6 protein-coding genes are annotated in these 24,600 nt (G+C 46.2%); 5 read left to right on the top strand and 1 reads right to left on the bottom strand.

All coding sequences use genetic code 11. The annotated features are described in order from the left end of the window. The first annotated feature begins 108 nt into the window (after nt 1-108). From NZM01_00925 to NZM01_00905, 5 genes are read left to right on the top strand one after another with little or no spacing between them, the layout of a single operon-like run. Nucleotides 109-11,196 carry a DUF4347 domain-containing protein gene (locus NZM01_00925; protein ID MCS6958600.1) on the top strand — a complete coding sequence of 3,696 codons (11,088 nt, stop codon included), beginning with the start codon at nt 109-111 and terminating at the stop codon, nt 11,194-11,196. 51 nt (nt 11,197-11,247) lie between these two features. After that, nucleotides 11,248-11,874 (top strand): class I SAM-dependent methyltransferase, encoded by a 627-nt coding sequence (locus tag NZM01_00920; GenBank protein MCS6958599.1) that lies wholly within the window; start codon nt 11,248-11,250, stop codon nt 11,872-11,874. A 1-nt stretch (nt 11,875) separates the two neighbouring features. Continuing rightward, nucleotides 11,876-13,387, top strand: coding sequence for a class I SAM-dependent methyltransferase (locus NZM01_00915; protein ID MCS6958598.1), 1,512 nt, complete (start codon nt 11,876-11,878; stop codon nt 13,385-13,387). 9 nt (nt 13,388-13,396) lie between these two features. Further along, nucleotides 13,397-14,089 carry a Uma2 family endonuclease gene (locus tag NZM01_00910; protein MCS6958597.1) on the top strand — a complete coding sequence of 231 codons (693 nt, stop codon included), beginning with the start codon at nt 13,397-13,399 and terminating at the stop codon, nt 14,087-14,089. Between the two features lie 32 nt (nt 14,090-14,121). Continuing rightward, entirely contained in the window at nt 14,122-23,556 is a 9,435-nt protein-coding gene (locus NZM01_00905) for a tetratricopeptide repeat protein (protein MCS6958596.1), read from the top strand. Here the strand turns inward: NZM01_00905 and mnmA are convergent. Then, nucleotides 23,543-24,598, bottom strand: a complete 1,056-nt coding sequence (gene mnmA, locus NZM01_00900) for a tRNA 2-thiouridine(34) synthase MnmA (protein MCS6958595.1) — start codon at nt 24,596-24,598, stop codon at nt 23,543-23,545. The two genes, NZM01_00905 and mnmA, sit on opposite strands and share 14 nt — an antisense overlap. Nucleotides 24,599-24,600 lie beyond the last annotated feature (2 nt).

The following is a 24,600-nucleotide window of genomic DNA, read 5'->3' as shown; positions in this document are numbered from 1 at the left end:
AGACAGAAATCTGATAATTTTGCGAAAAATTCGCGGAGTTAGAGGTTGCTTTGGGTCAAGTCTTGGTATAAGCTTGGATCGGAGATTCTATGTTGAGGTAGTGGGTCTATGTCTTTTTATCTCGAAAGTAATGCGGTTTACACCCAAACAGGTAGTGAGTTGTACATTATCGATCGGGGCATTGCGAATTACCAAACGATCGTGCAAGCACTGCCCTCTGGGGCACCTGTCCTTTACATAGACCCAGACCAGAATGGTATTTCCACCATTACGGAAGCTTTAAGCAAATTTAACAACCTCAACAGTGTTCATATTTTCTCCCACGGGGATAATGGCTCCGTCCAGTTGGGTAATACATTTCTTAACACAAACACGATTAGAACTTACTCTCCCCTCCTGGAATCTTGGGCAAGGGCTTTAGGTGCCGATGCTGACATTCTGTTTTACGGCTGTAATCTGGCAAGCACTACCTCTGGCAAGGAACTGATTGACAGTATTGCTCGGCTCACTGGTGCTGATGTAGCCGCTTCCGATGACCTCACGGGTAACTCTGTCCTGGGTGGTAACTGGGTACTGGAGTATCAAACGGGCCCGATCGAGACAGGAGCGATCGAGGTGGTTAATTTCCAGGAGACTCTGTTCATTGTCAATCTGGGCTTTGGGGGAATGCCCTTTGACTGGAACCCTCCTGGAGCAGGTACTCAGACCTTCATGGATGTAGGTGGTTCAGGTGTTGATGTTGAGATCAGCATTGTTGCGGTTGGTGGGGCAACTGCAGCAACGATCGATGATACAGGGATGTTTACTGGTGGTATTGGCGCAACTCCACTTGTTGCCAGTTTTCTGCCACCTCAAGACGGTGTGGCGAATCCCGCTGCTGGTTTGGACATCAAAGTCAGTTTCTTTGTTACTGGCACTATGACCCCCATCAATGTAAATGAGACAAATTTCATTTTGACCAACATTGATGCCAACTATACAGTGCCTCTCTCTGACCCATTGCAACAGTTCCAAGATGATGTCATGGTAAAGGCAGCATCCAATATCAGTGCTATAGGTGATTCTGCCGTAATGATTCAAAACTCCGGCACTATGAATGTGCGATTGTTCGCTGGAGAGGACACTGCTAGTCCTATGACTGGTGTGATGCCTACTGGGACAGAGAGTGCGGGTGCCAACGCTACGCTCAGCTTTACTAGTATTGTAACTGACTTTACGATCGAGTTTAGAGATGGTCCTGTGCCTGCTGACCAATCCCACGGCGTGGGCTTCTTAGCTGGGTTCATGTTTGATGCCCCTGAACTTCGTATACTTGGGAATTCGGGTAGCGTACCTGAAGGGAACATGGCACCTCCGAATGTGATTATTTACACTGTTGGGTTAACGTTCTCGAATGGGATGGCCGCCAGTTCCCCCCTGCCCACTACCATCACCTATGGCTTCATGGACATCACTGCTATGGGTGGCACTGACTTTAATAACACTTCAACAACTGTAATTATTCCTGCTAATCAGACCTCTGCTACTTTTGCTGTTACTATCATCCCTGACACAGACCCCGAAAATGATGAAACATTTGAAGTGACCTTCATGGACTCTACGTTCATGTTTGGTACGGGTCAGCCGACCGTTTTCACTAACACGATCGTTAACGATGATGCTCCTATAATTGGCTTCTCCAACGGCTTCAGTAACAACGAGGGTAACACGAGTACAATGACGAACTTTTTATTTACTGTTACCCTTAGTCAAACGGCTCCATTCCCAATCACAGCAAGTTTCAGCACAATGGATGTGACTGCTACGGGAAATGTTGACTACCAAGCAAGCGCAGGAACAGTCTCTTTTGCTCCAGGTGTATCTGTAACGGTGATAACTGTTGTTGTCAGCGGTGACAATGCCCTAGAGCCTGACGAAACCTTTAAGGTACAGCTGAGCAACCCCAGCACAATTCCTGGGGGCATTACGGCGATTATCGATTCTACAGCTAGTCAGACCATAGGCACGATCGTTGATGATGACACTAACCCTGCCGTCACCTTGTTAGGACCCACCTCCTTCCTGGAACAAACTGGTGGGATGAATGTGCAGAACTATACTCTCAGTCTTTCTGGCACTACGTCAAGTCCTACCCTAGTCACCCTTGACATCACGAACATGACAACAAATGCTGCGGACTTTGATCTTAGCACTAGCTTTTTACAGACAGTTACTATCACTGCCAACACTCTAACAGCAGTAGTACCGATTACTATTGAAACTGACTCGATCCCTGAAGCCAATGAAACTTTCAGTGTTTCCATCATGGCTGACCAAACCTTGGGTACAACATCCATTCAGGCAACGATCGGGAATGATGATTTTGTGACAGTATCGCTGCAGGGTTCGTTGTCTTCCTTGGAGGGCAATGTTGCTGGTTCTCCCACTTTTGTTTACACGATTTCCCTGAGCAGTGGTGCCAACAACACAGCGGCAGAGCCTATCACTGTCAACTATGCCACAGCTGATGGTTCAGCGATGGCTGGGGATGGTGACTACAACATGTTGACAGGTATGGTTGTGTTTGACCCTGGTCAGTCTACAGCACTGATTACGGTGACTGCCAACGGGGACACGATGGCTGAGCCAAATGAAGATTTCTTTGTAGAACTGACGGGTGTGGACAGCCCTGACATGCTGGCAAGTATTTCCACAACCAACAGTCAGGCAACCGCTGTACTGGTTAACGATGACCCCTCTCAAGTTAACATTTTGGGAGTCAGTCAGATTGAGACCACTAGTGGCAACACCAACTTTGTCTTCACTTTGAGTCTGGATGCTACGAACACTGTGGATACAACGGTTACCTACAGCACAATGGATGGCACTGCTACCACTGGAAATAACGATTATCAGCAAGTCATGGATGCTGTAGCAGTGATTCCTGCTGGGATGATAACTGGGCTGGTTACTGTAACGGTATCTGGGGACAACATTCCTGAAGCGAATGAGACTTTCTTGGTGCAGATTACTGGTACCAGCGGCAGTCCTGGCATGACTGAGGCAACGGGCACAATCGTTAATGATGATTTTGTGACGGTATCGTTGCAAGGGTTAGTTACTCAGGCGGAGGGGACGACTGGTGATAGTCCACTCTTCGTGTACATAATTTCCCTGAATCAAACTTCTTCCACAGACATCACAGTTACTTACTCAACAGCAGATGGTACGGTGGCGATGATGAATGCTACCACTGGTGACAGTGACTACATGCAAGTCATAAACGCCACTACTGTAATTTCCGCGGGAAGTCAGACAGCACTGATTACGGTAACGGGGATTGGAGACAACAATCCTGAAGATGATGAGGATTTCTTTGTTCGTTTGGTTGGTGCAGACAGCCCCTCGATGCTGGCAAGTCTGGATTCCACAAACACCCAAGCGACCGCTAGATTGATCAACGACGATCGTCCGCCTGTCAGTGTGGTAGGGCTATCTCAAGTTGAAGGTAACAGCGCGAACAACTTCATCGTAACTTTCACAATCCCAGAATCTAGTACTTTGCCTATTACCGTTACCTATTCCACCCAGGCGGGCACGGCGATGGATACACCGACCAATGACTTTGCCCCGATCAACATGGCAACGGCTGTGATTCCTCCAGGATTGACCAGTATCACCGTACCTGTTACTGTCTCTGGGGAGACTATTCCAGAGAACGATGAGGTATTCAATGTAGTTATCGATGCTTCAGATGCACCGATCGCTAATACTACAGGTTTTGTCACGATCGTTAATGATGACTTCCTGGGTGTTTCCATTATGGGAAGCATTTCCCAGCTTGAGAACGTAGCAGGGGCAACCACCTACATCTACACCGTCAGCTTGAGCAGTAGTTCCGAAGTTCCTGTTGTAGTTAGCTATGCAACAGCAGGTGCTGGAGCAATGCCTGCTGACAACATGGATTTTGTAGACAACAGTAGCTTGCTAATTTTTGCTCCTGGCACAACCTCTCAAGTAGTAACTGTAACTGTTAACCCTGATTCGGATGTTGAACCAGATGAAACCTTTACGGTGACAATACCCAGTGTAGTCAGTGGGCCGTCTGGAGCGATGGGATCGGCAGCAACGATCGTGACTGGTGCTAGTGTTGCCACTGGAGTGATTATCAATGATGATGCGATCGTGGGTATTACACCAGCCCAATCTGTAGCTGTAGAGGATGCTGGTCCAATGACACCGACCAACTACGTCTTCACGATCACCTTGTCAACTACTTTACCTATTCCCACAACAATTAGCTACACCACCAATGATGGCACTGCTGAGGCAGGAATGGATCACCAAGACAATGATGGATTGGTCACGATCCCTGCGAATACCAGTACAGCTGTCATTACAGTCACCTCAATTCCTGATGGCATTCCGGAATTCAACGAAGACTTTACTGTAAAAATTAACAACAATGGCAACAACAATATCACTGTCGATCAAGGCACAGCTACAGGAGTATTACTGGATAATGACTTTGCGGGTGTAAACCTCATTGGTCCGGGGTTGCTGCCTGAAGGGACAACAATGGCTACTGACTTCATTTTCACTATCTTTCTAGGTCAGGGTCAAACTGCTGCTGATCCAGTTACTGTTACCTACGCAATCTCTAACGGAACTACCGATAATACAGACTTTGTAGGTGGTATGTTACCTACTCCTGGTGTAGTGACTATTGGTACTGGTCAGTCTCAAGCTCTTGTTACGGTTACAGTTTCTGGAGATACAACGATCGAGTCTGATGAAACTTTCTCAGTACAACTCACTGCTGCGAGTAACAACACTGTAATCAACCCACAGCTGAGTCAGGCAACGGCAACGATCGGTAATGATGACTTCCCCACTGTGGACATCCTACCGAATATCAGTCAGATGGAGAGTATGACGGCTTTTGTCTACACCATCAGTCTGCAACAAACCGCTCCCTTCCCCACAGTTGTTACCTATCAAACAACAGGCGGCAGTGCTACACCAGGCATGGACTTCACACCCATTCCGCCAACAGTAGTGGCGATCGGGGCAGGACAAACTACAGCACTTGTCACAGTTACAGTAGTCGATGACAGCAATCCCGAAGGGAACGAAGACTTCACAGTGAACTTGATTGCCTCCAATGCCATGATTGGGCAAGGAACAGCTACAGGGACAATTGAGGATGACGATGGCTTTGTTCCAGTTGGTATCAGTGGTACCATCACGGCTTTGGAAGGAAACAGTGGTATCAATACTACTAGCTTCATCTACTCCGTCACCCTTGGTCAAACAGCCTCAGAGCCGATTACAGTTACATACCAGACTGCCAATGGTAGTGCTCTATCCACAGAAGACTATGTCGCGAATATGGGCACTGTGGTCATTCCAGCAGGTGCACTGGTAAGTAACCCGATCACAGTTACTGTCAGCGGTGACACAATGATCGAGCCTGATGAGAACTTCTTTGTCCAGCTTATCGGTATGCCAGTTAGTGCTCCTGGATTGCTAGTTTCCTTCACCACTCAAACTCAGGCTGCAGGGGTAATCATCAATGATGATTTGCCAGGCATATCGATCGTGCCTAGCCCTGTAACACAACCAGAGAGTATGACCGCCTTTGTCTACTCGATCGTTTTGGATCAAACAAACTCTAATCCAGTAGTTGTTACCTATCAAACCGGAGCAGTGGGCAGTGCTACACCAGGCACAGACTTCATGGTGATTCCACCTACCGCCCTAACCATTGATCCTGGTCAAAGCTTGGCTTTAGTTACTGTTACAGTTGTTGATGACAATCTACCTGAAGGAGATGAGGAATTCACGATTAACCTGATTGGTTCCAATGCCATGATTAATCAGGGTACGGCAACGGGAATCATTCAAGACAATGACCCTGTAGGTGTTGGACTCAGCGGACTAATATCTGCTGTGGAACTAAACAGTCCAGCTCAAGACACTATGAGCTTTGTCTACTCTGTAACTTTGACCAAGCAAGCAGCAGAGCCCATAACAGTGAGCTTCTCTACCGCTGATGGGATGGCAACTGCAGGGATGGATTATGTCACCAGTATGGGGACAGTAGTGATTCCTGCTAATAACCTCGGAACATTGCTGACTATTACGGCACTGGGAGATGACGTAATTGAAGGCAACGAAGACTTCTTTGTGAATCTAACTGGAACTCCTCTAAGTGTAATGGGCTTGAATGTTACTTTTACGCCTGAAACACAGGCTACAGGTGTGATTGTTGACAACGATAGCCCTGGGGTCAATCTCATTCCTATCACGGTATCCCAGCTTGAGAGCAACACTGCCTTTGTTTACACGATCACTCTTAACCAGCCAGCCGCTGGTGATGTCACAGTGACCTATCAGGTAATCAACGGTACAGCGATTGGCGGACCCGACTTTGAACCAAATCCCTTAGCGATAGTTGTGATTCCCCAGGGACAGGTTGCTGTTCCTATCACTGTGACTGTAATTGATGACAACCAACTGGAGCCAGATGAAACCTTCACAGTCAGGATTATTGGAGCCAGTGTGCCGCCTGGAATTACACAGGCACAGGGGGTAATTAGAGATAATGACACACCGATCGTTAACCTATTGCCTGGGACTGTATCGCAACTAGAAAGTAACACTGCCTTTGTCTACAACGTAAGTCTGAGTCAAACTGCTAACGTCCCGATCGTTGTTACCTACCAGACCAATTCTGGGACAGCGATGGCAGGGGTAGACTTTAATGACATTCCCAGTGGAGTAATTACCTTTGCACCTGGTCAATCCGTACTACCTGTGACTGTGACTGTTATCAATGACTCTATCCCTGAAGGCACAGAAAACTTCACAGTCCAACTCAATGGCACTAACGCCATGCTGGGTACAACCTTGGCAACTGGTATCATTCAAGACAATGACCCCTTGGGTGTTGGTCTAAGTGGTCTGATCTCTGCTACTGAACTCGATAGTGGCACGGATAGCACTAGCTTTGTCTACTCCATTACTCTGACCCAGACAGCTGCCCAACCCGTAACTGTCAGCTTCACTACTGCAAGTGGTACGGCTATGGTAAGTGAAGACTTCCTGCCTAATACTGGTACGGTAGTGATTCCTGCAGGCTCGATCGGTGCTCCTGTGACGGTTACTGCTTCTGGCGATACGGTGCCTGAATTTGATGAAAACTTCTTTGTCAATCTGACTGGTACACCGATTAGTGCTCCTGGTTTGGCTGTGACCTTTACCACTCAAACCCAGGCTACGGGTGTGATTGTAGACAATGACTTCATACCTGTGGGAGTTGGTCTGAGCGGTTTGATTAGTGCTCTTGAAGGCAATAGTGGAGTAAATACCAGTAGCTTTATCTACTCTGTAACCTTGACTCAGACGGTAGCTCAACCCGTAACTGTCAGCTTCAGTACCAGTGATGGCATGGGCAATCCTGCCAGCTCCACTCAGGACTACGTAGCAAATAGTGGTACTGTGGTCATCCCTGCAGGTAGTATTGGTAGCTCGCCTATCACGGTAACAGTGAGTGGAGACACGATTGCTGAACCGAATGAAAACTTCCTGGTGAACTTGCTAGGTGTGCCTACCAGTGGTTTGGGAGTGCAACCGACATTTACACTACAAACCCAAGCAACAGGGGTAATTATCAATGATGATGCTGGTGTAACGATTGTGCCTGGGGTGCTGACTTTACCAGAAAGCACAAGTAGTTTTGTTTACACCATCAGTCTGGATGGGCCAGTTGTTCAGCCGGTGGTTGTAACATATCAAACCCAGACAGGTACAGCAGGTGCAAATGACTTTACCCCTGTAACTGCCACTGTAACGATCGCTCCTGGTCAAACGATCGCGTTAGTAACCGTAACAGTAACCAATGATGGCATTCCAGAGGGGAATGAAAACTTCACAGTCAACATCACCGGAGCAAATGTACCTGTAGGACAGTCAGTAGCAACTGGGGTTATTCAGGATGATGATGCAGTAGGAGTTGGTATTAGTGGTTCTATTACTGCTGTTGAGGGCAATAGTGGCACCAATACCTCTAGTTTCATTTACTCCGTAACTCTAACTCAGACTGCAGCTCAGCCAATTACTATTACCTACAATGTGGCAAATGGTTCTGCTACAGGTGGGTCTGACTTTGTGGCTAACAGCGGTACTGTTGTGATCCCTGCTGGAAGCCTGGCAAGTAACCCAATTACAGTCACAGTGAATGGAGATACTGAGATTGAACCAGACGAAAACTTCTTCGTGAGGATTACAGGTACTCCAGTAACTGTTCCTGGCTTACAGGCTACTTTGACAGCACAAACTCAAGCGATTGGTGTAATTGTTAACGATGATCTAGCCACACCTACTCCCACACCGACTCCTACGCCTACGCCAACACCTACTCCCGCGCCGACTCCTGCACCTACCCCAGCACCTACTCCCACACCGACTCCTACTCCCACACCAACTCCTACGCCTACGCCAACACCTACTCCCAGTACTGTAGTGACCCCGATCGCTACGCCTACACCTACACCTGCTCCGTTTATCCCACCGTTGGATATTCCGCCTACTGCTCTTCAACTTGATCCCAGACCTGAAGGAGGAACTACAGCTCCCAATGGTGCTACCTTTGTGGACTACTACTTTGACCCCCGCCTGGTCAATCTTCTGAACCTAGACATCTTTGTGCAGAATCAGTTCGATCGGGATGGCATTCTCACTAATGGTCTGAATACGATCGTGGACTTCTTCGATGTGGTGTTCTACCTGAAGAACAACCCTGATGTGGCTGCTCTATTCCCTGATCTGGCAAGGCAGCTAGGGATTGTTTTCCCGCAGGCATCGATCGATGGACGTTTCACTGATCCCTTGGATCACTTCTTGAAGGTGGGACAATTCCAGAACAGAATGCCCAGCAACCTCTTTGATCCCGAAGTCTTTGCTCTCTACAACCCTGATGCGGTAGAAGCAGTGCGGAGAGGTGAATTCCGATCTTTGTTTGAGTTCTTCATCCAGAAGGGTCAGTATGACTGGCGTGATCCCCGTCAGCTGCTGTTTGACCCTGGCTTCTACACTTTCCGCAACTCCGTGGTAGAAGAGGCAATCAAGAGAGGTGAATTCCGCACACCCTTTGACCACTACATGGAGGTAGGGCAATTCGAGGGGCGCAACCCAAGCCTGTTGTTTGACCAAGACTACTACTTGTTACGGAATCCACAGGTACGTGACGAGTTGGCATCAGGTCGGTTCAAGTCTGCCTTTGAACACTTCATCAAGGTGGGATTGCTAGCAGGTCTAGATGCTACGCCTCTGTTTGATAGTGGCAAGTACCTAGCTGCTAACCCTGATGTAGCTGAGTTGATCAGACAAGGTAAATTCCGCAGTGCCTTTGAACACTACCTGCGTCGTGGTCAGTTTGAATTCCGTCCACCGCGCCTGCAGCTCTATGATGAGGGCTACTACCTAATGACTAACCCTGATGTGAAGACGGCTGTAGAGCAAGGTAGATTTGTCAACGGCTTGGAGCACTTCACTCGCTTTGGGCAGTTTGAAGGCAGACGACCCAGTCCGTTCTTCGATCCCAAGTTCTACCTGGAACGCTATCCCGATGTTGCTGCTGCCGTTAGAAGAGGGGAATATCGCAGTGCCTTTGACCACTTTGTGCGGGTGGGTCGCTTTGAAGACCGTCTCACTCTTGATCCCAATCAGCCTGTAACGGTACTCAACGAGGTGGACTTCCGTGTGATTCCACCCAATACGCAGGTGACCTACAACATCACCACAGTCAACAACAGTAATGAAGTGGCACGGGATGTGAAGGTACAAACAATTGTTCCCCCTGGTTTGACTAATGTCAGGGTGTCTAACAATGGGTTCTATGACCCTGTCACTGGTATCGTCACGTTCCCTGTGATTGCTAGCTTGAACCCACGGACTATCTTCTCGGCAACGGTCAACTTCACTAGCCCCAGCACACCTAACATTGTCTCGGGGGCATTTGCTACACCGTTCCCCACAGACACAAGGAACATTAGCTATGGTGGCCCTTACAGTGCTAACTTGGGTACGGTATCCTTCACAACTCCTGGCAATCGTCAGTTGCTGACCACAACTCTCGTTACTGTCAATAACTCCATCCCGATCGTGACTGCTGTGGCTCCTGAGCGCATTGTGCCGCCGATTATCCTCCCGCTAGATCAGGCTCTCCAGAATGGTACGAGAAGTGGTCTGAACACAGTGTCTGATTATGTGGACAGTGCCTTCTACCTCAGCCGCAACCCTGATGTTGCCAGTGCTATTCGTAGGGGTGAGTTCCGCGATGCGGAAGACCACTACCTGAAGGTGGGGCAGTTTAGAGGTCTACAGCCTAGCTTGCTCTACGATGAGGAGGTTTACAGGCAGTACAATCCCCAAGCGGTAGCAGCAGTACAGCGTGGTCAGTTTAGCTCCCTGTTTGATCACTTCATCAAGGTGGGGCAGTACCAAAATGCTGATCCGCGTCTGCTACTGTTTGATGAGGGCTACTACCTGTATCGCAACTCGATCGTCAAGGAACTCATTCAGCAAGGGCGGTTCAAGAGTGCCTTCGAACACTTCATCCTAGTGGGGCAATTTGAGAACCGTGCTCCCAGCGAACTGTTTGACCCAGCATTCTACCTGAGACAGAATCCGAGTGCAGCGCAAGCAGTATCCTCTGGACAGTTCCGATCGGCGTTTGACCACTTCATCAAGGTTGGATTACAGGCGGGCTTGCAGCCATCCCCGAACTTTATTGCCAGCGAGTACCTGCGCATTAATCCTGGGGTAGAGCAAGAAATCCGTGATGGTGGTTTCCGCAGTCCCTTCGAGCACTTTATCCGTAAGGGTATGTTCGAGCAACGGCGACCCAAGGCAGAGAATCCACCTCTACCAGCTTTTGATGAGGGCTACTACCTGCAAAATAACCCCGATGTGAGGGCAGCTGTGGCTAGAGGGGAGTTCAAGAATGGGTTAGAGCACTTTACTAAGATCGGGCAGTTTGAAAACCGTGACCCAGGACCGATGTTCGACACCCAATTCTATCTCTCCCTCTATCCTGATGTGGCAACAGCCATTGCTAGGGGTGAATTCCGCAGTGCCTTTGATCACTATGTGAGAATTGGGCGTTCCCAAGAGCGGGTCACCATTCCCACTAGAGGTACGGGAATTAGCTAGGTAAGTTAAACTAGAGCCAGGGGTTAACCTCTGGCTCTTTTTCCTAGGAAAATGGCGATGAAACTTAAACCGATCGATATTCAAAAGTTGGAAAGTTTCCTTGACAAGATAGCGCAGCAAACCTATCCAGAACCGCCCACACAATTGCACTCCCAAATTACCAGACAAATGTGGGAGAGGGTGAAGATAGAAGCTGAAGTAGCAGCAGACTGGAAGATTTTGGACGTGGGATGCGGGCAGGGGGTAGCCTTAGAAATTTTTCAGGCAGAAGGGCTAACAGCCGTAGGCATAACCTTAAATCCTGAGGACGTAAAAGTTTGTCAAGAAAGAGGTTTTGATGTCCGCTCAATGGATCAGTCCTTCTTGGACTTTGCAGACGGGGAATTTCAGTTGATCTGGTGTCGCCGTTGTTTAGAACATAGTATATTTCCTTTCTTTACTCTTAGTGAATTCTACAGAGTTCTAAAACCTCAAGGCTTTCTATATGTGGAAGTGCCAGCTCCTAACACCAGTTGTCACCATGAAAATAACCCCAACCACTACAGTGTTTTGGATAAGTCTATGTGGGTTTCTCTGATTAACCGATCGGGATTTGTTATCAAGAACGTATATGATGTAAATCTGGCTACAATGGCTGGACCAGACACCTACTGGGCGTTCACCGCAACCAAAATTTGATATGCAGTACCGCACGGACATTGAATACATAGCCTCTTTTAATGCGCGGCAGGCTCCTCCTGTAATGAATTACACAGCGGCATTGGCAGGCTTTGACCCGATCGATCTATCTCAGCCTTTCCGTTACTGTGATCTGGGATGCGGTCCTGGGTTGACTCTGTTGACACTAGCAGCAGCTTTTCCCCATGCAGAGTTTGTGGGTGTGGATTTCAATAGCAATCATATCCGCATGGCACAAGCACGGGCAGAAGCAACAGGGCTACAGAATGTCAAACTTGTTCATAGTAATTTCACAGAATTAAAAGACAGAAACCTACCTCAATTTCATTTCATTGCTATAAGTGGGACTTTATCTTGGTTGGCAGATGCTCCCAGGGATGCGGTTTTAGATTTTATGGGGAATAACTTGGTGGAGGGGGGATTAGCTTACCTGCACTACATGGTAATGCCTGGTCATGCTATTCAGCCCCCCCTTTGTCGTCTTGCCAGTGATTACTACAACCAGCTAGAGGGAGAGCCAGAAGAGAAAGTGCTTTTGACAAAAGAGTTTTTGAAGGGCTTTCTGAATACCCAAAAGCGATATTTTGAAATTTCCCCCACAGCCAAAGACTTTCTCCAGAACATGATCAACTCTTCTACTTCTCTCTTCCTCCATGACTATCTCAGTAATGTTAGAAAAGCCTACTATTTTGCGGACATGAATCAACTCCTAGAGCAGAGAGGACTGCGCTATGCGGGGAGTGCAGAGCCTTTCTACAATCACCTCCAGCTGGTTGTGCCAATCGAATCGCGGGAATTGTTTCGTGGTGTGAGAGAAAGAGCTAGCGTAGAAGCAATTAAGGACTATATTTGTGTCAATGGGGGTAGGACTGATGTTTTTTGTAAGACCAACCGATCGGCGGGGAGTGAGAAGCCCTTGGAGTCAGTATTAGTGGTGGCTTTACCGGGACAAGACCAGAACCAAGTCATCAATTTTGCAGGTACAGCAGTGAGGTTAAATGTTGATCCGATGGCAACTGTACTCAGGGTCTTACAAACACCTAGCACACTGGAGAAGCTATACCAGCATCCTGAGCTATCGGCTTATCCCCGCCACGAAATTCGCAAAGCTCTGACCTACGCAGTGGCAGCCAGAAGAGTAATCCCGATCGTTACTCCCCCTAGCCCCGTGACATCAATTTCTGCCTACAATCGTGATGCCCTTAGTCAGGTAGTCACCACTGCTCCTGATCTTTTGCCCTCAGTGACATTAGCTTCTCCTGTGATGGGCAGTGGTCATTGTATTGGTTGGGTAGATGCGGTTATGCTGTGGAGTATTGTCAACCATGGTATCGAGGCTCCCCAAAAGGCGTTAGAAATTATGCAGAAGCGTAATCTAGCTCTTAAGGTACAGACCAAAGATGAAAAAGAGTTGACACCCCAGGAAACAATGAAACTGGCAATTCAAAATAGTGCGAGACAGTTTAATGTGCTTCTGCCTTTTATGGGTATCAGTCCGAATTTAACTGTTTAGGCGATGCAGATGGTTAGAACAGATTGCACTGCAGAAACATATCTAAATTGGGAAAGGGAGGCACTCGATCGGCATGAATATCTTAATGGCATAATTAGACCGATGCCAGGGGGAACACCTACTTACAATCAGATTCTCCTCAATTTGGCAATATCATTAAAGCTGAAATTACCCAAGGGAATCTATCAGGTCTTTGTCGCAGATCAGGGACTAGCTATACCTACCTACAACGAATTTACTTATCCTGGCGTTATGGTTGCTAGGAAACCGATTCAAATGTACCAAGATATAAAAGACACTATAGTTAATCCAATTCTAGTTGCTGAAGTTCTGTTCCCATCAACAGCAGATTACGATCGGTCAGACAAGTTCCAATTCTATCAAAGTATACCTACCCTCAAGGAATATCTGTTAATTGAACAAGGCTTTATTCGAGTAGAACGATGTTGCCAACATGATGCCGACCAATGGTTAAGCAAAACTTTTGCTGACAGAGAACAGAAAATGAATATCGATTCTTTAGACATAACTTTGGGTATAGAAGAAATTTACACTGACGTTGAATTGGAGGATGAGCCGAGGTTGACAGTTACTGAGTATTTTAATTTGGATAACAACTCTATAGAGTGGCATGAATACATTAACTGTAAATCCCAAATTTTTAGTGGGAAATCTGTATATGTTACTGAGAAATGCACTTAGTTACAGTTCTAAATTTAGGTGGGGTATAAGCAATGAGTAATCAACACTGGGAATTGGCAATTAAGCACCATCAACAGCAAGAATGGTTAGAATGTTTGCGGCAATTAGAGCAATTAATTAGTATCAACCCAAATCATGTGGAAGGAATCAGACTCAAAGCAAATGTCCTAGAACAATTGGGTAGAAATGATCAAGCAGTAGCTACTTACCAACAAGCATTAGACCTAGCACCTCAGTGTTTTGAAATTAACCATGAACTGGGTAGACTTCTGTGGAAAGTAGGCAAACATGGGGAAGCCCTGCCTTTGCTAGAGCATGCTACCCACTTGCAACCACAATCCTATCAAGCCTGGGCAGATTTAGGTGTGACCTATTACGTTCTCAAAAACTTTTCACAAGCAATTACATGTCTGACTAAGTCCCTGGAAATTGATCCCGATCGTGCCGATACTCTAGCTAGTTTGGCAGTGGTTTATGCTGAGCAAAAAGAAACAGAGCTGGCGATTAAGTATTTTGAAAAATCCCTATCTTTGCAACCTGATAATCCCCAAACTCTTTGCAACTACGGAGCACTACTTTCTCAGGCAGGTAAACATGAGGAAGCTATTGCACAATACAGAAAAGCGATCGAAATTCAGCCCAACCTTGCCCATGCCTACAGTAACTTAGGGGTTTTACTAAGGGAAATAGGTAAACTGGATGAAGGCATAGAACAGTGTAGGAAGGCGATTGAAATTAATCCCAATCTTGCGGATGCTTATGGTAACTTGGCTCTATTGCTGAAAGAAAAGGGTGAACTAGATGAGGCAATTGCTCTATGTCATAAAGCGTTAGAGTTAGACCCTGATAATCTAAATGCGCTTAACAATCTCGGTAATGCTCTGCAAGATAAGAATGAATTAGAGACAGCCATTGATGTTTACAACAGACTCCTCAAAGAAGACCCCAACAATGCCAAAGCTTTGGCTAACCTGGCTAATGCCCTCCAGAAACAAGAAGCCCTAGAAGAAGCGATCGAGTCCTACAAAAAAGCCCTAGCAGTGCAGCCTGGTTACGCTCTTGCTCACAATAACTTGGGGAATGCTTACCTGCGCAAGGGGGATGTGGATGCTGCGATCGAAAACTATCAAAAAGCAGCAGAGAATGACGCTAATTATCCTGAAGCGAGATTCCACTTGGGCATGGCCTACTTACTGAAGGGGCGGATAAAAGAGGGATTTCAGTACTACGAATATCGTTGGGAGATGAAAGAATTTATAGAAAAAAATGGGAAGCCCAGCTACGACGAACCACGATGGGACGGCAGAGAACTGTCAGGAGAAACAGTTTTATTACTCAATGAACAAGGGATAGGCGATCGCATTCAGTTCATCCGCTATGCCAGTTTGATCAAAGCTAGAGGTGGCAGAGTTATGTATGAATGTCCCAAGATACTGCATCGTCTTTTTGCCACCTACAAAGATATTGACATTTTGATTAGCGAAGGCTTTCCCCGCCCCAAATTTGATTACTGGATTCCTCTACAATCTGTCCCCGCAGCCGTTGGTACAAGCCTGGAGACAATTCCTAATTCCGTTCCCTATTTGTTCCCCCTTGATGACCCCAACTCTCCTATCCCAGATTTGATTGCAACCCATGGCAAGAATAAACTAAAGGTAGGGATAGTCTGGGCCAGTAGTCTCACCCATAAAACATCACCTAAACGATCGATTCCTCTGACTTTTCTGCGGGAGTTATTTGAGTTGGATCACATCCAGTTTTTTAGCCTCCAAAAAGACATGAAGGAGGAGGATGCTGAGTTACTGAAGACTTTGAATTTAGTTGATTTACGAGAAGAATTGAAGGACTTTGCTGATACGGCTACTGCTATCCAACATTTAGATTTGGTAATTTCCGTTGATACAGCGGTGGCACATCTAGCAGGTGCAATGGCAAAAGAAGTATGGGTTTTATTACCTTTTATGCCCGACTGGCGGTGGATGCTCGATCGGACAGACTCACCCTGGTATCCCACTGCTAGGTTGTTTCGGCAAGCCCAGTCTAAGGATTGGCTAGGGGTAATTGCCCAAGTGAAAGATAGTCTTTTATCGTTCACTCCTACACCCTACATATTCAGTACAAAGTTAAAACGATCGAGTGTAGAAATTCGCCAAATTATAGAGGCATTGAATGAGCAGCAGGAAGCATTGAAACTAGCACAGAAAGCATTGCAGGCTTACGAAGAAGGCAACTATCAAGAGGCAGTAGAGCAAGGTAGCAAAGTCTTAGAAATTGCCCCTGACTATGCAGAGGTACTGAATATGATGGGAGTCTCGGTTTATAAATTGGGGGATGCAGCTAAAGGGGCAGAATACTTACAGAAGGCATTAGAATTAGCACCAAAGCATAAAGACATACCTGCCAATTTAGGTTTAATACTCGATCGTTTGGGGCAAATTCCCGCAGCTATAGAGTGTTTTCGCAGGGCACTAGAGATAAAGCCCACACCAGAAGTGCACAACAATTTAGGTAACGCCTATCAGAAACTAGGAGATAATGAAAAAGCAATTGAGCAATATCGACTAGCTATTAGTTATGGCAAAAAAGACCCCAAGCACTATTTCAATCTAGGCAATGCCCTCAAAGCTATCAATGACTGGGAAGGAGCACTAGAAAATTTCCAACAGGCTATAGAAATTAAGCCCGATTATGCCCGTGCCTACGACGGCATTGGTTTGGTATATTCTGCCCAAGGGAAGTTAGAGGAAGCAATAGAAAACTATCGCAAGGCAATTGCGATCGACCCCAACAACAGTAATTATCACCTGCATCTGGGAAATGCCTACGCTCGCAAGAAAGACTATGAATCAGCACAAATAGAATTAAATCGTGCCCTAGAGCTAAACGAAAATTGTGTAGAGGCATTAAGGAGTCTAGCGGGAATTGCCATAGAGCACAAACAGGGAGAAACAGCAGTCAAAATTCTACGGAGAGCATTAGAATTGACCCCCCACTGCCCTGATACAAGAATAAATCTTGCCGTTGCCCTAATTCAGGTAGAACAGTTTGCAGAAGCAGAAAAATTTCTGCGAGAAGCATTAGAAATAAAACCTGGTTACCCTGAAGCTTACATCAATCTAGGTGTGATTGCAAATAAAAGAGAAGAATATGAACTTGCCTGTGATTATTTCCGCCAAGCTATAGAAAGGAAACCTGATGCCGTAGGCGCATATTTGAACTATGGTCTTGCTCTGGCAATGCAGGAAAAACTAGAGGAAGCGATCGAGGCTTTTCGCGCCATCTTGCGGTATCAACCTAATCATCCAGATGCCCACATGAACATAGGCATAGCCACTATGAGCTTAGGGAAATTAAAAGAGGGGTGGGCGGAGTATGAATGGCGACATCACATTCAAGAGTACAATTCCCGTATCCATAGACTGTCACAACCCCTGTGGGATGGCAAACCATTTCCTAATAAAACTCTACTAATTTACACTGAACAGGGATTGGGAGACTGCATTCAGTTTTCCCGCTATATCCCCCTGGTGAAAAAGATGGGCGGTAGGGTAATCGTGGAGTGCAATCAGGAACCACTGCGCAACATCATGAAGACAGTAGAAGGTGCAGATGCAGTTTATGTCATTGGAGATGAACTCCCCCACTTTGACTACCACTACCCCCTTATGAGCCTACCCCATCTATTGGGAATTGACTTACACAAAATACCACACAACTTACCGCATTTCCGTATAGACAAAAGCTTGCACCAATTACCCCAAAAGCGCCCTAGTAACTTAAAGGTAGGTATAGTGTGGACAGCTAATCTGGGTAACCCTACTACAGGCAAGAAAAGAACAATTCCTCTACCAGAATTTTTACCTTTGTTAGATGTGCAAGGGGTTGATTTTTACATTCTGCAAAAAGATGTATTTGAGGAAGAAAAGCCGCTGCTAGAAAAATATAACGATCGGGTGGTTAGTCTTTGTCCTCTCTTGCAGGATTTAGTTGATACGGCTGCTCTAGTGCAACACCTAGACCTAGTCGTGACAGTTGACACGATGATTGGGCATTTAGCAGGTACTTTCAATGTGCCCACCTGGATCATCCTTCCCTTTGCCCCTGATTGGCGTTGGTTGCTGAAGCGGCAAGATACCCCTTGGTACAAGTCTGTGCGGCTGTTCCGTCGTTTTGCCAAAGAAACGTGGCAACCAGTGATTAGAAGAGTAAAACAACAACTGGAATTGTATCAACAACACTACGCTCTCTGCAAAGAGAGAGAGAAGTACAGAAGGATGATGCAAAAACGACCAAACTACGGCGAAGCATATAACAACTTAGGAACATTGGAAATAGTTCTAGGAGACTATGCGGCGGCAGAAACTACATTAAGAAAGTCTGTGGAACTATGTCCCAATTTAACCGAAGCCAAACTCAACTTAGCTACTGCTCTCCTCAGTGCAGGCAAACTGCAGGAAGGATTTAGTTATTATCTTTATCGGTGGCAGGTGGAAGGTTTTTGTAGTCATAACCAAAAGCCAAATTATCGACAGCCTAAGTGGGATGGTCGTGAGGATATGTCCAACAAAATTCTATACATTCATCCCGAGCAAGGCTTTGGTGATCAAATTCAATTTGTGCGTTATTTGTCACTGATTAAGTCAAGGGTAAAGGCACTCTACTACGGTTGCCATAAAAGCTTAGTGCGACTATTCCAGGAAGTTTCATCCATCGATCGTTTGGTAACTGATGGTGATCAATACCCCGAATTTGATTATTACATTCCCCTAGGTGACATCCCCAGTTTCTTTTCCTATATCCCCTTCACTTCTTCTTACCTGATCGTACCAACTAACTACAAGTGGCAAGAATATTTTATCGGTGTAGACAAGTTAAAAATAGGCGTTACTTGGGAAACAGCTTCCACCCATCCCACTGCCAAAGAACGATCGATCGGTCTCCCCTACTTGCATCAGCTGTTTTATCGTGATGACTGTCAATTTTATATCATTCAGCCCCAGATTTCTGCAGAGGACAGAAAGATTCTCCAGTTACATGGGGATACAGTCATAGATTTGAGTACACATATTACTGATTTTCGGGACACAGCAGAGATTATCAATTATTTAGATTTGGTAATTACTATTGATAGTGCTGTGGCTCACTTGGCGGGGGCAATGGGTAAAAAAACCTGGATTTTACTACCCCATGTATTTGACTGGCGCTGGCAATATAACTGGTATGACTCTGCTAGATTATTTGTGCAACCTAAGCTTAGTGATTGGCAAAGTGTTGTCGATAGTGTGAGTGATGCCATAGATACTTTGCTGCTAGGTGAAGTGGATGTGGAGAGTTTAGCTAGTCAGTCGGCAATTGCCTATCAAAATGGTCAAATAGACTTAGCAATTACTACTTTGCAACAGGCAGTGAAATTATCCCCCACACGACATGACCTGGTATTTGCTCTTGGTAATATGCTGGGTCAGACTAGTCGTTTGGAAGAAGCAATTGCAGTTTTCCAAAGAATTTATCAAAGTAATCCCGATTACCCTGGTTTGAAAGAAGCTATGGCTAAAGCCTACTTTAATTGGGGTAATGCTCTCAATGAGCAAGAAGACCACAGGGGAGCAATTAATCTCTATCTCCAAGCCCTGGCATACAATCCTAATTTCGCCAAAGCCCACACTAATTTAGGTATCGCTTATGGTAAGTTAGGAGACTTAGAATCGTCTATTTACCACTACAAGGAAGCTATCAAACTCCATCCTAACCATGCTCAGATTTACACCAATTTTGCTACTACTTTGCAACAAAATGATCGTTATGATGAGGCTAGGGAAATGTTTGAACAGGCGTTAGCTGTCAATCCTAAATCAGCAGAAGCCCATAGCGGTTTGGCATCAATTTATAGGGACACAGGGGAGTTAGAAAGGGCGTTGATTCATCATTCCGCAGCAATTGAAATTGACCCTACCTACGCCAATGCTAGATTTAACTTAGCTCAGACTTTACTATTAGCAGGTCACTTCTCAGAGGGGTGGCGAGAATACGAATGGCGATTCAAGAGTAAACAGTTTTTGGAACAGGGATTTGTTGCTCCCCAATTCAAGGAACCGCAGTGGGATGGTTCTGATATATTCGGCAAGAAAATTTTGATTCTGACAGAGCAGGGCATAGGAGATCAAATTCAATTTATTCGTTATGCCAAGGTATTGAAAGATAGGGGAGCTAGAGCTGTATTTTATGCCTGCCCAGAACCATTGTTGGAATTATTAAAATGCATACCTTGGATTGACAAGTTAATTCCTCCTGGTGAGGCTTGCCCTACTTTTGATTGCTGGGTATCCCTGCTCAGCTTGCCCTATTTGTGCGGCACTACTTTAGATAGTATTCCCTGTCCTGTTCCTTACCTGAGTGTGCCCTTTGATTTTACAGAGAGGAATGCCGATGCAAGAGCGTGGGTAGGGATTTGTTGGGCTTCCCGATCGGCTAGTTTGAGTGCCAAGAGGCGTTCTAGTTCTCTCTCGGAATTTGCCCAACTCTTTGATGTGCCTGGAGTTAAGTTTATATCCCTGCAGAAGGAAATAACAGAGGAGGAGGCAGAAATACTCTCTCAACACGGTGTCGTAGATACAAGCGACAAGTTGACCAATTTCTACGAAACAGCCAAGATCGTCCAGAACCTTGACCTGGTAATCACCATAGATACATCAGTGGCTCATATTGCTGCTGCTATGGGTAAACCCACATGGATTTTACTTAACTTTTCTCCTGATTGGCGATGGATGACCGATCGGGTTGATTCTCCTTGGTATCCCTCAGTGCGACTGTTTCGCCAAAAATCTCATCTAACCAATGATTGGCAGGATGTAATTAGGGAAATAAAAGTTGCTTTGCAGTTTATTTTTACGCCCCTGTCTCCCTTGGAGCAGTTTAATCAGGCTGTGACCTGTTACCGATCGGGTAATATACAGCAAGCAGAAAGTATATGTCAGGAGTTAATAGATAGCGGTCAAGACATTGTCTCTGCTAATCATTTGTTAGGAGTAATCAAAGTACAAGAAAAACAACCAGAAATTGCTCTGAGTTACCTATACAAAGCTCTGACTTACTATCCCTTGGAGGGGGGAATACATCATGCGGTGGGAGGGACTCTTCTCTATCTTAGACACCTAGAATTGGCTCTGTTTTACCTACACCGATCGTTACAGATAGAACCAAATTCGATCGAGACCTGGAACAATTTAGGTAGTGCCTACGGTTACTTAAATGAGATAGATAAAAGCATCAGAACCTATCAGCAGAGTATTCAGGTACGAGACAATGGGGAAGCAAGGTTTGGCATTGCTGTTAATCTACTGAAGCAGGGGAATTACGCAGTTGGGTTTAGGGAGTATGAATGGCGCTGGCAACAGATCAAATTTCAATTCTCTAATCCTATTCCCGCTTTTACCCAACCCCGCTGGCATGGTCGTGATTTGACAGACAAAACAATCTTAGTGTGGACAGAGCAGGGAGCAGGGGACCAAATTCAATTCTGGCGCTTTCTACCACTTCTAAAACAAAAAGGCGCAAAGAGAGTGATCTACGCTTGCTCTGATGAATTATTACCCTTGGCTCGATCGTTGTCTAGTGTAGATGATGTCCTCCAGAATGGTCAGCCATTACCCGCATTTGATTACTGGATTCCGCTCATGAGCTTGCCCCATTTATTAGGGATTACCCTGGACAATCTACCCAAAGCACATAAGTATTTGACTGCCCCGCCTTTACCTACCACTCTGATGAATTTCTTTTCTGAGACGAATAAACTAAAGGTAGGCTTGGTGTGGGCATGTAAGAAAGACCATGAGACTTTTATCGATCGTTCTATTCCTTTCCATCTGTTGCAACCCTTGTTGGCAATTGTTGATGTCCAGTATTACTTGCTCCAGAAAGATATACCAGAGGGAGATCAAGAATTTATCGATCGTTATCCCAATTTAATCAACTTGCAACCTTATTTGACAGACTTTGGTGTGACAGCAGCCATCATCGATCGGTTGGATGTAGTAATTACAGTTGATACAGCAGTTGCTCATTTATCAGGGGCGCTGGGGAAACCAACCTGGGTATTACTGCCTTTCTCGGCTGATTGGCGTTGGTTGTTAGAAGGCTTTGACACACCCTGGTATCCCACCATAACTCTGTTGAGGCAAAAGAGGCGAAAGTATTGGGCAGATGTCATATCAGCAGCAGCCAGTAAGCTAGATGAATATAAAAAACAACCAAGACAACCACAATTTTCACAAAGAAGAGAGAAAAAGAAGATAGCGATCGGGTGGTCTTTGGGTCTAAATACGGGCTGGGGCGTGTTTGGTACTAACTTGGCTCTGCAACTGCTCTTTCATCCCCACTATCAGCCAGTCCTTTTATCAGCTGCTGGTTTGGACAGTGGTCACTACAACCCCCTGATGCAAAAACTAATTGCACCGCTTCTGGCAGAATGGTATCGATTACACCAATTGTTAGGTCAGAACCCCCAAGGTGTATTCCAGTTGGACGTGCCTGTAGTGCATGCTCTGGGTAATGGTATTTCCTGTGGCAGCCGAGATAAGTTTGTTGGTTCAAGGAACATTGGTTTTATCTTTTTTGAGAACACTCTAATTACAGAGGAAGACAAACAAAGAGCAAAGCAGTATGATCTAATTCTAGCGGGGTCTAGCTGGAATACCAGGATTCTCAAGCAAAATGGCATTGATCACGTCTACACTGTCCTGCAAGGCATTGACCCCACTCTCTTTCATCCTGCGCCCAAGTCAGGCTTGTTTAGCGATCGGTTTGTCATTTTTTCTGGTGGTAAGATTGAATTTCGTAAGGGTCAGGATATTGTTGTAGCAGCCTTCAAACGATTTTACCAGAAGCACCCTGACGCTCTGTTGGTGTTTGCTTGGCATAATTTCTGGTCACAGTTCATGTTGGGCATGGATCAAACAGGCAATGTTAAGGGGCTACCGCAGTTGCAGGCAGATAAGCAACGATTGGATATTACCAGTTGGTTGATAGAGAATGGTCTGCCCCCGGAATCTTTCTACGATGTGGGGTTAGTACCGAACTATTTGATGCCTTTGGTCTATCGGGAAGCAGATGTGGCACTATTTCCCAATCGCTGTGAGGGGGGAACTAATCTGGTAGCTATGGAATGTCTTGCCTGCGGTGTACCTACTATTTTGTCTGCTAACACTGGTCATTTAGATTTAATCGATGAAAGTCATTGTTATCCCCTTACGAAACAAGCACCTGTACCCTCCCATCCGATCTTTCCTGGTACCCAGGACTGGGGTGAATCAGACATAGAGGAAATACTAGAAGTTATGGAAAGAGTGTATAACGATCGAGTCACCGCCCAGCAGAAGGGGCAGCAAGCAGCACTATTTATGCAAAATCTTACCTGGGAAAAACAGGTCCGGCTTCTGATTGCCGCCTTAGAAGAGACTAGGATGAGCTAGCTATTATGCCTCCCCCCAGTAAGAGGTCATCGTCGTACCAGACAGCCGCTTGTCCAGGGGTAATGCCAAATTGCGGTTCATCAAATTCAATCTTCACCTCCGTTTCCCCCATCGGTGTGAGTGTTGCAGGGGCAGGGTTAGACCGATAGCGAATTTGCACCTCCGCCCGAAATTGTTTATCCGTGGGTACTTGAGACACCCAGTTTACTTCCCTGACCTGACAGCGGGGTTGCTCCGCTTCCCATCTTTCCCCCACAATGACCTGATTGCGACCCACATCGATGCCCAGGACATACAGGGGACTAGAGTGAGCAATACCTAAACCCTTGCGTTGACCGATCGTGTAATGATGAATGCCATTGTGTTCCCCTAGCACCCTACCTTGACGATCGACAATTTGCCCCTTCGTGCCATAGATGTACTGGTTGAGAAAATTGGCCATAGAGCCGTGGGCTTCAATCAAACAGAGGTCTTGGCTATCAGGTTTATCGGCAGTAGCTAGTCCCAGCGATTGGGCAATCTCTCTGGTTTGGGCTTTCGTCAATTCCCCCAGGGGAAACAGACAGTGACGGAGAGAACTCTGGGGCACCTCATAGAGGAAATAGGATTGGTCTTTACTGCGATCGATGGCACGGCGGAGTTCGTAACGATCGGTTTTGGAGTTATAGCTGATGCGGCAATAGTGTCCCGTGGCAATTTTATCAATCCCCCGTTTTTGGGCATACTCCAGCATGGGGACAAACTTTACTGACTTATTACAGCGGGAACAGGGCAAAGGAGTAATTCCCTGTCTGTAACCACTGATGAGGTAATCAACAATATTTTCCTTGAACGTCTCCCGACTATCAACCACATCATGGGGAATGCCTAGCTGGTCACAAATTCTGGCGGCATCGACTAGACCTTCTGAGCAACACTGTCCCTTGCCCCGCATCAACCAAAAAGTCAAACCAAATACCTGATAGCCTTGTTGCTGCAGCAATGCCGCTGCTACCGAACTATCTACACCGCCTGAAAGACCAACAACTACAGAAGTAGCCATAG

Origin of the sequence: Pseudanabaenaceae cyanobacterium SKYG29 (assembly GCA_025055675.1) — a bacterium.
Classification (GTDB): domain Bacteria; phylum Cyanobacteriota; class Cyanobacteriia; order Pseudanabaenales; family Pseudanabaenaceae; genus M5B4.
Note: the sequence above shows the minus strand (reverse complement) of the source record. Positions and strands in the feature narration are given on the sequence as shown.

Excerpts from the sequence above, each read along its gene's own strand:
- NZM01_00925 (MCS6958600.1), top strand. The coding sequence starts at position 109 with ATGTCTTTTTATCTCGAAAGTAATGCGGTTTACACCCAAACAGGTAGT.
- NZM01_00920 (MCS6958599.1), top strand. The coding sequence starts at position 11,248 with ATGGCGATGAAACTTAAACCGATCGATATTCAAAAGTTGGAAAGTTTC.
- NZM01_00915 (MCS6958598.1), top strand. The coding sequence starts at position 11,876 with ATGCAGTACCGCACGGACATTGAATACATAGCCTCTTTTAATGCGCGG.
- NZM01_00910 (MCS6958597.1), top strand. The coding sequence starts at position 13,397 with ATGGTTAGAACAGATTGCACTGCAGAAACATATCTAAATTGGGAAAGG.
- NZM01_00905 (MCS6958596.1), top strand. The coding sequence starts at position 14,122 with ATGAGTAATCAACACTGGGAATTGGCAATTAAGCACCATCAACAGCAA.
- mnmA (MCS6958595.1), bottom strand. The coding sequence starts at position 24,598 with ATGGCTACTTCTGTAGTTGTTGGTCTTTCAGGCGGTGTAGATAGTTCG.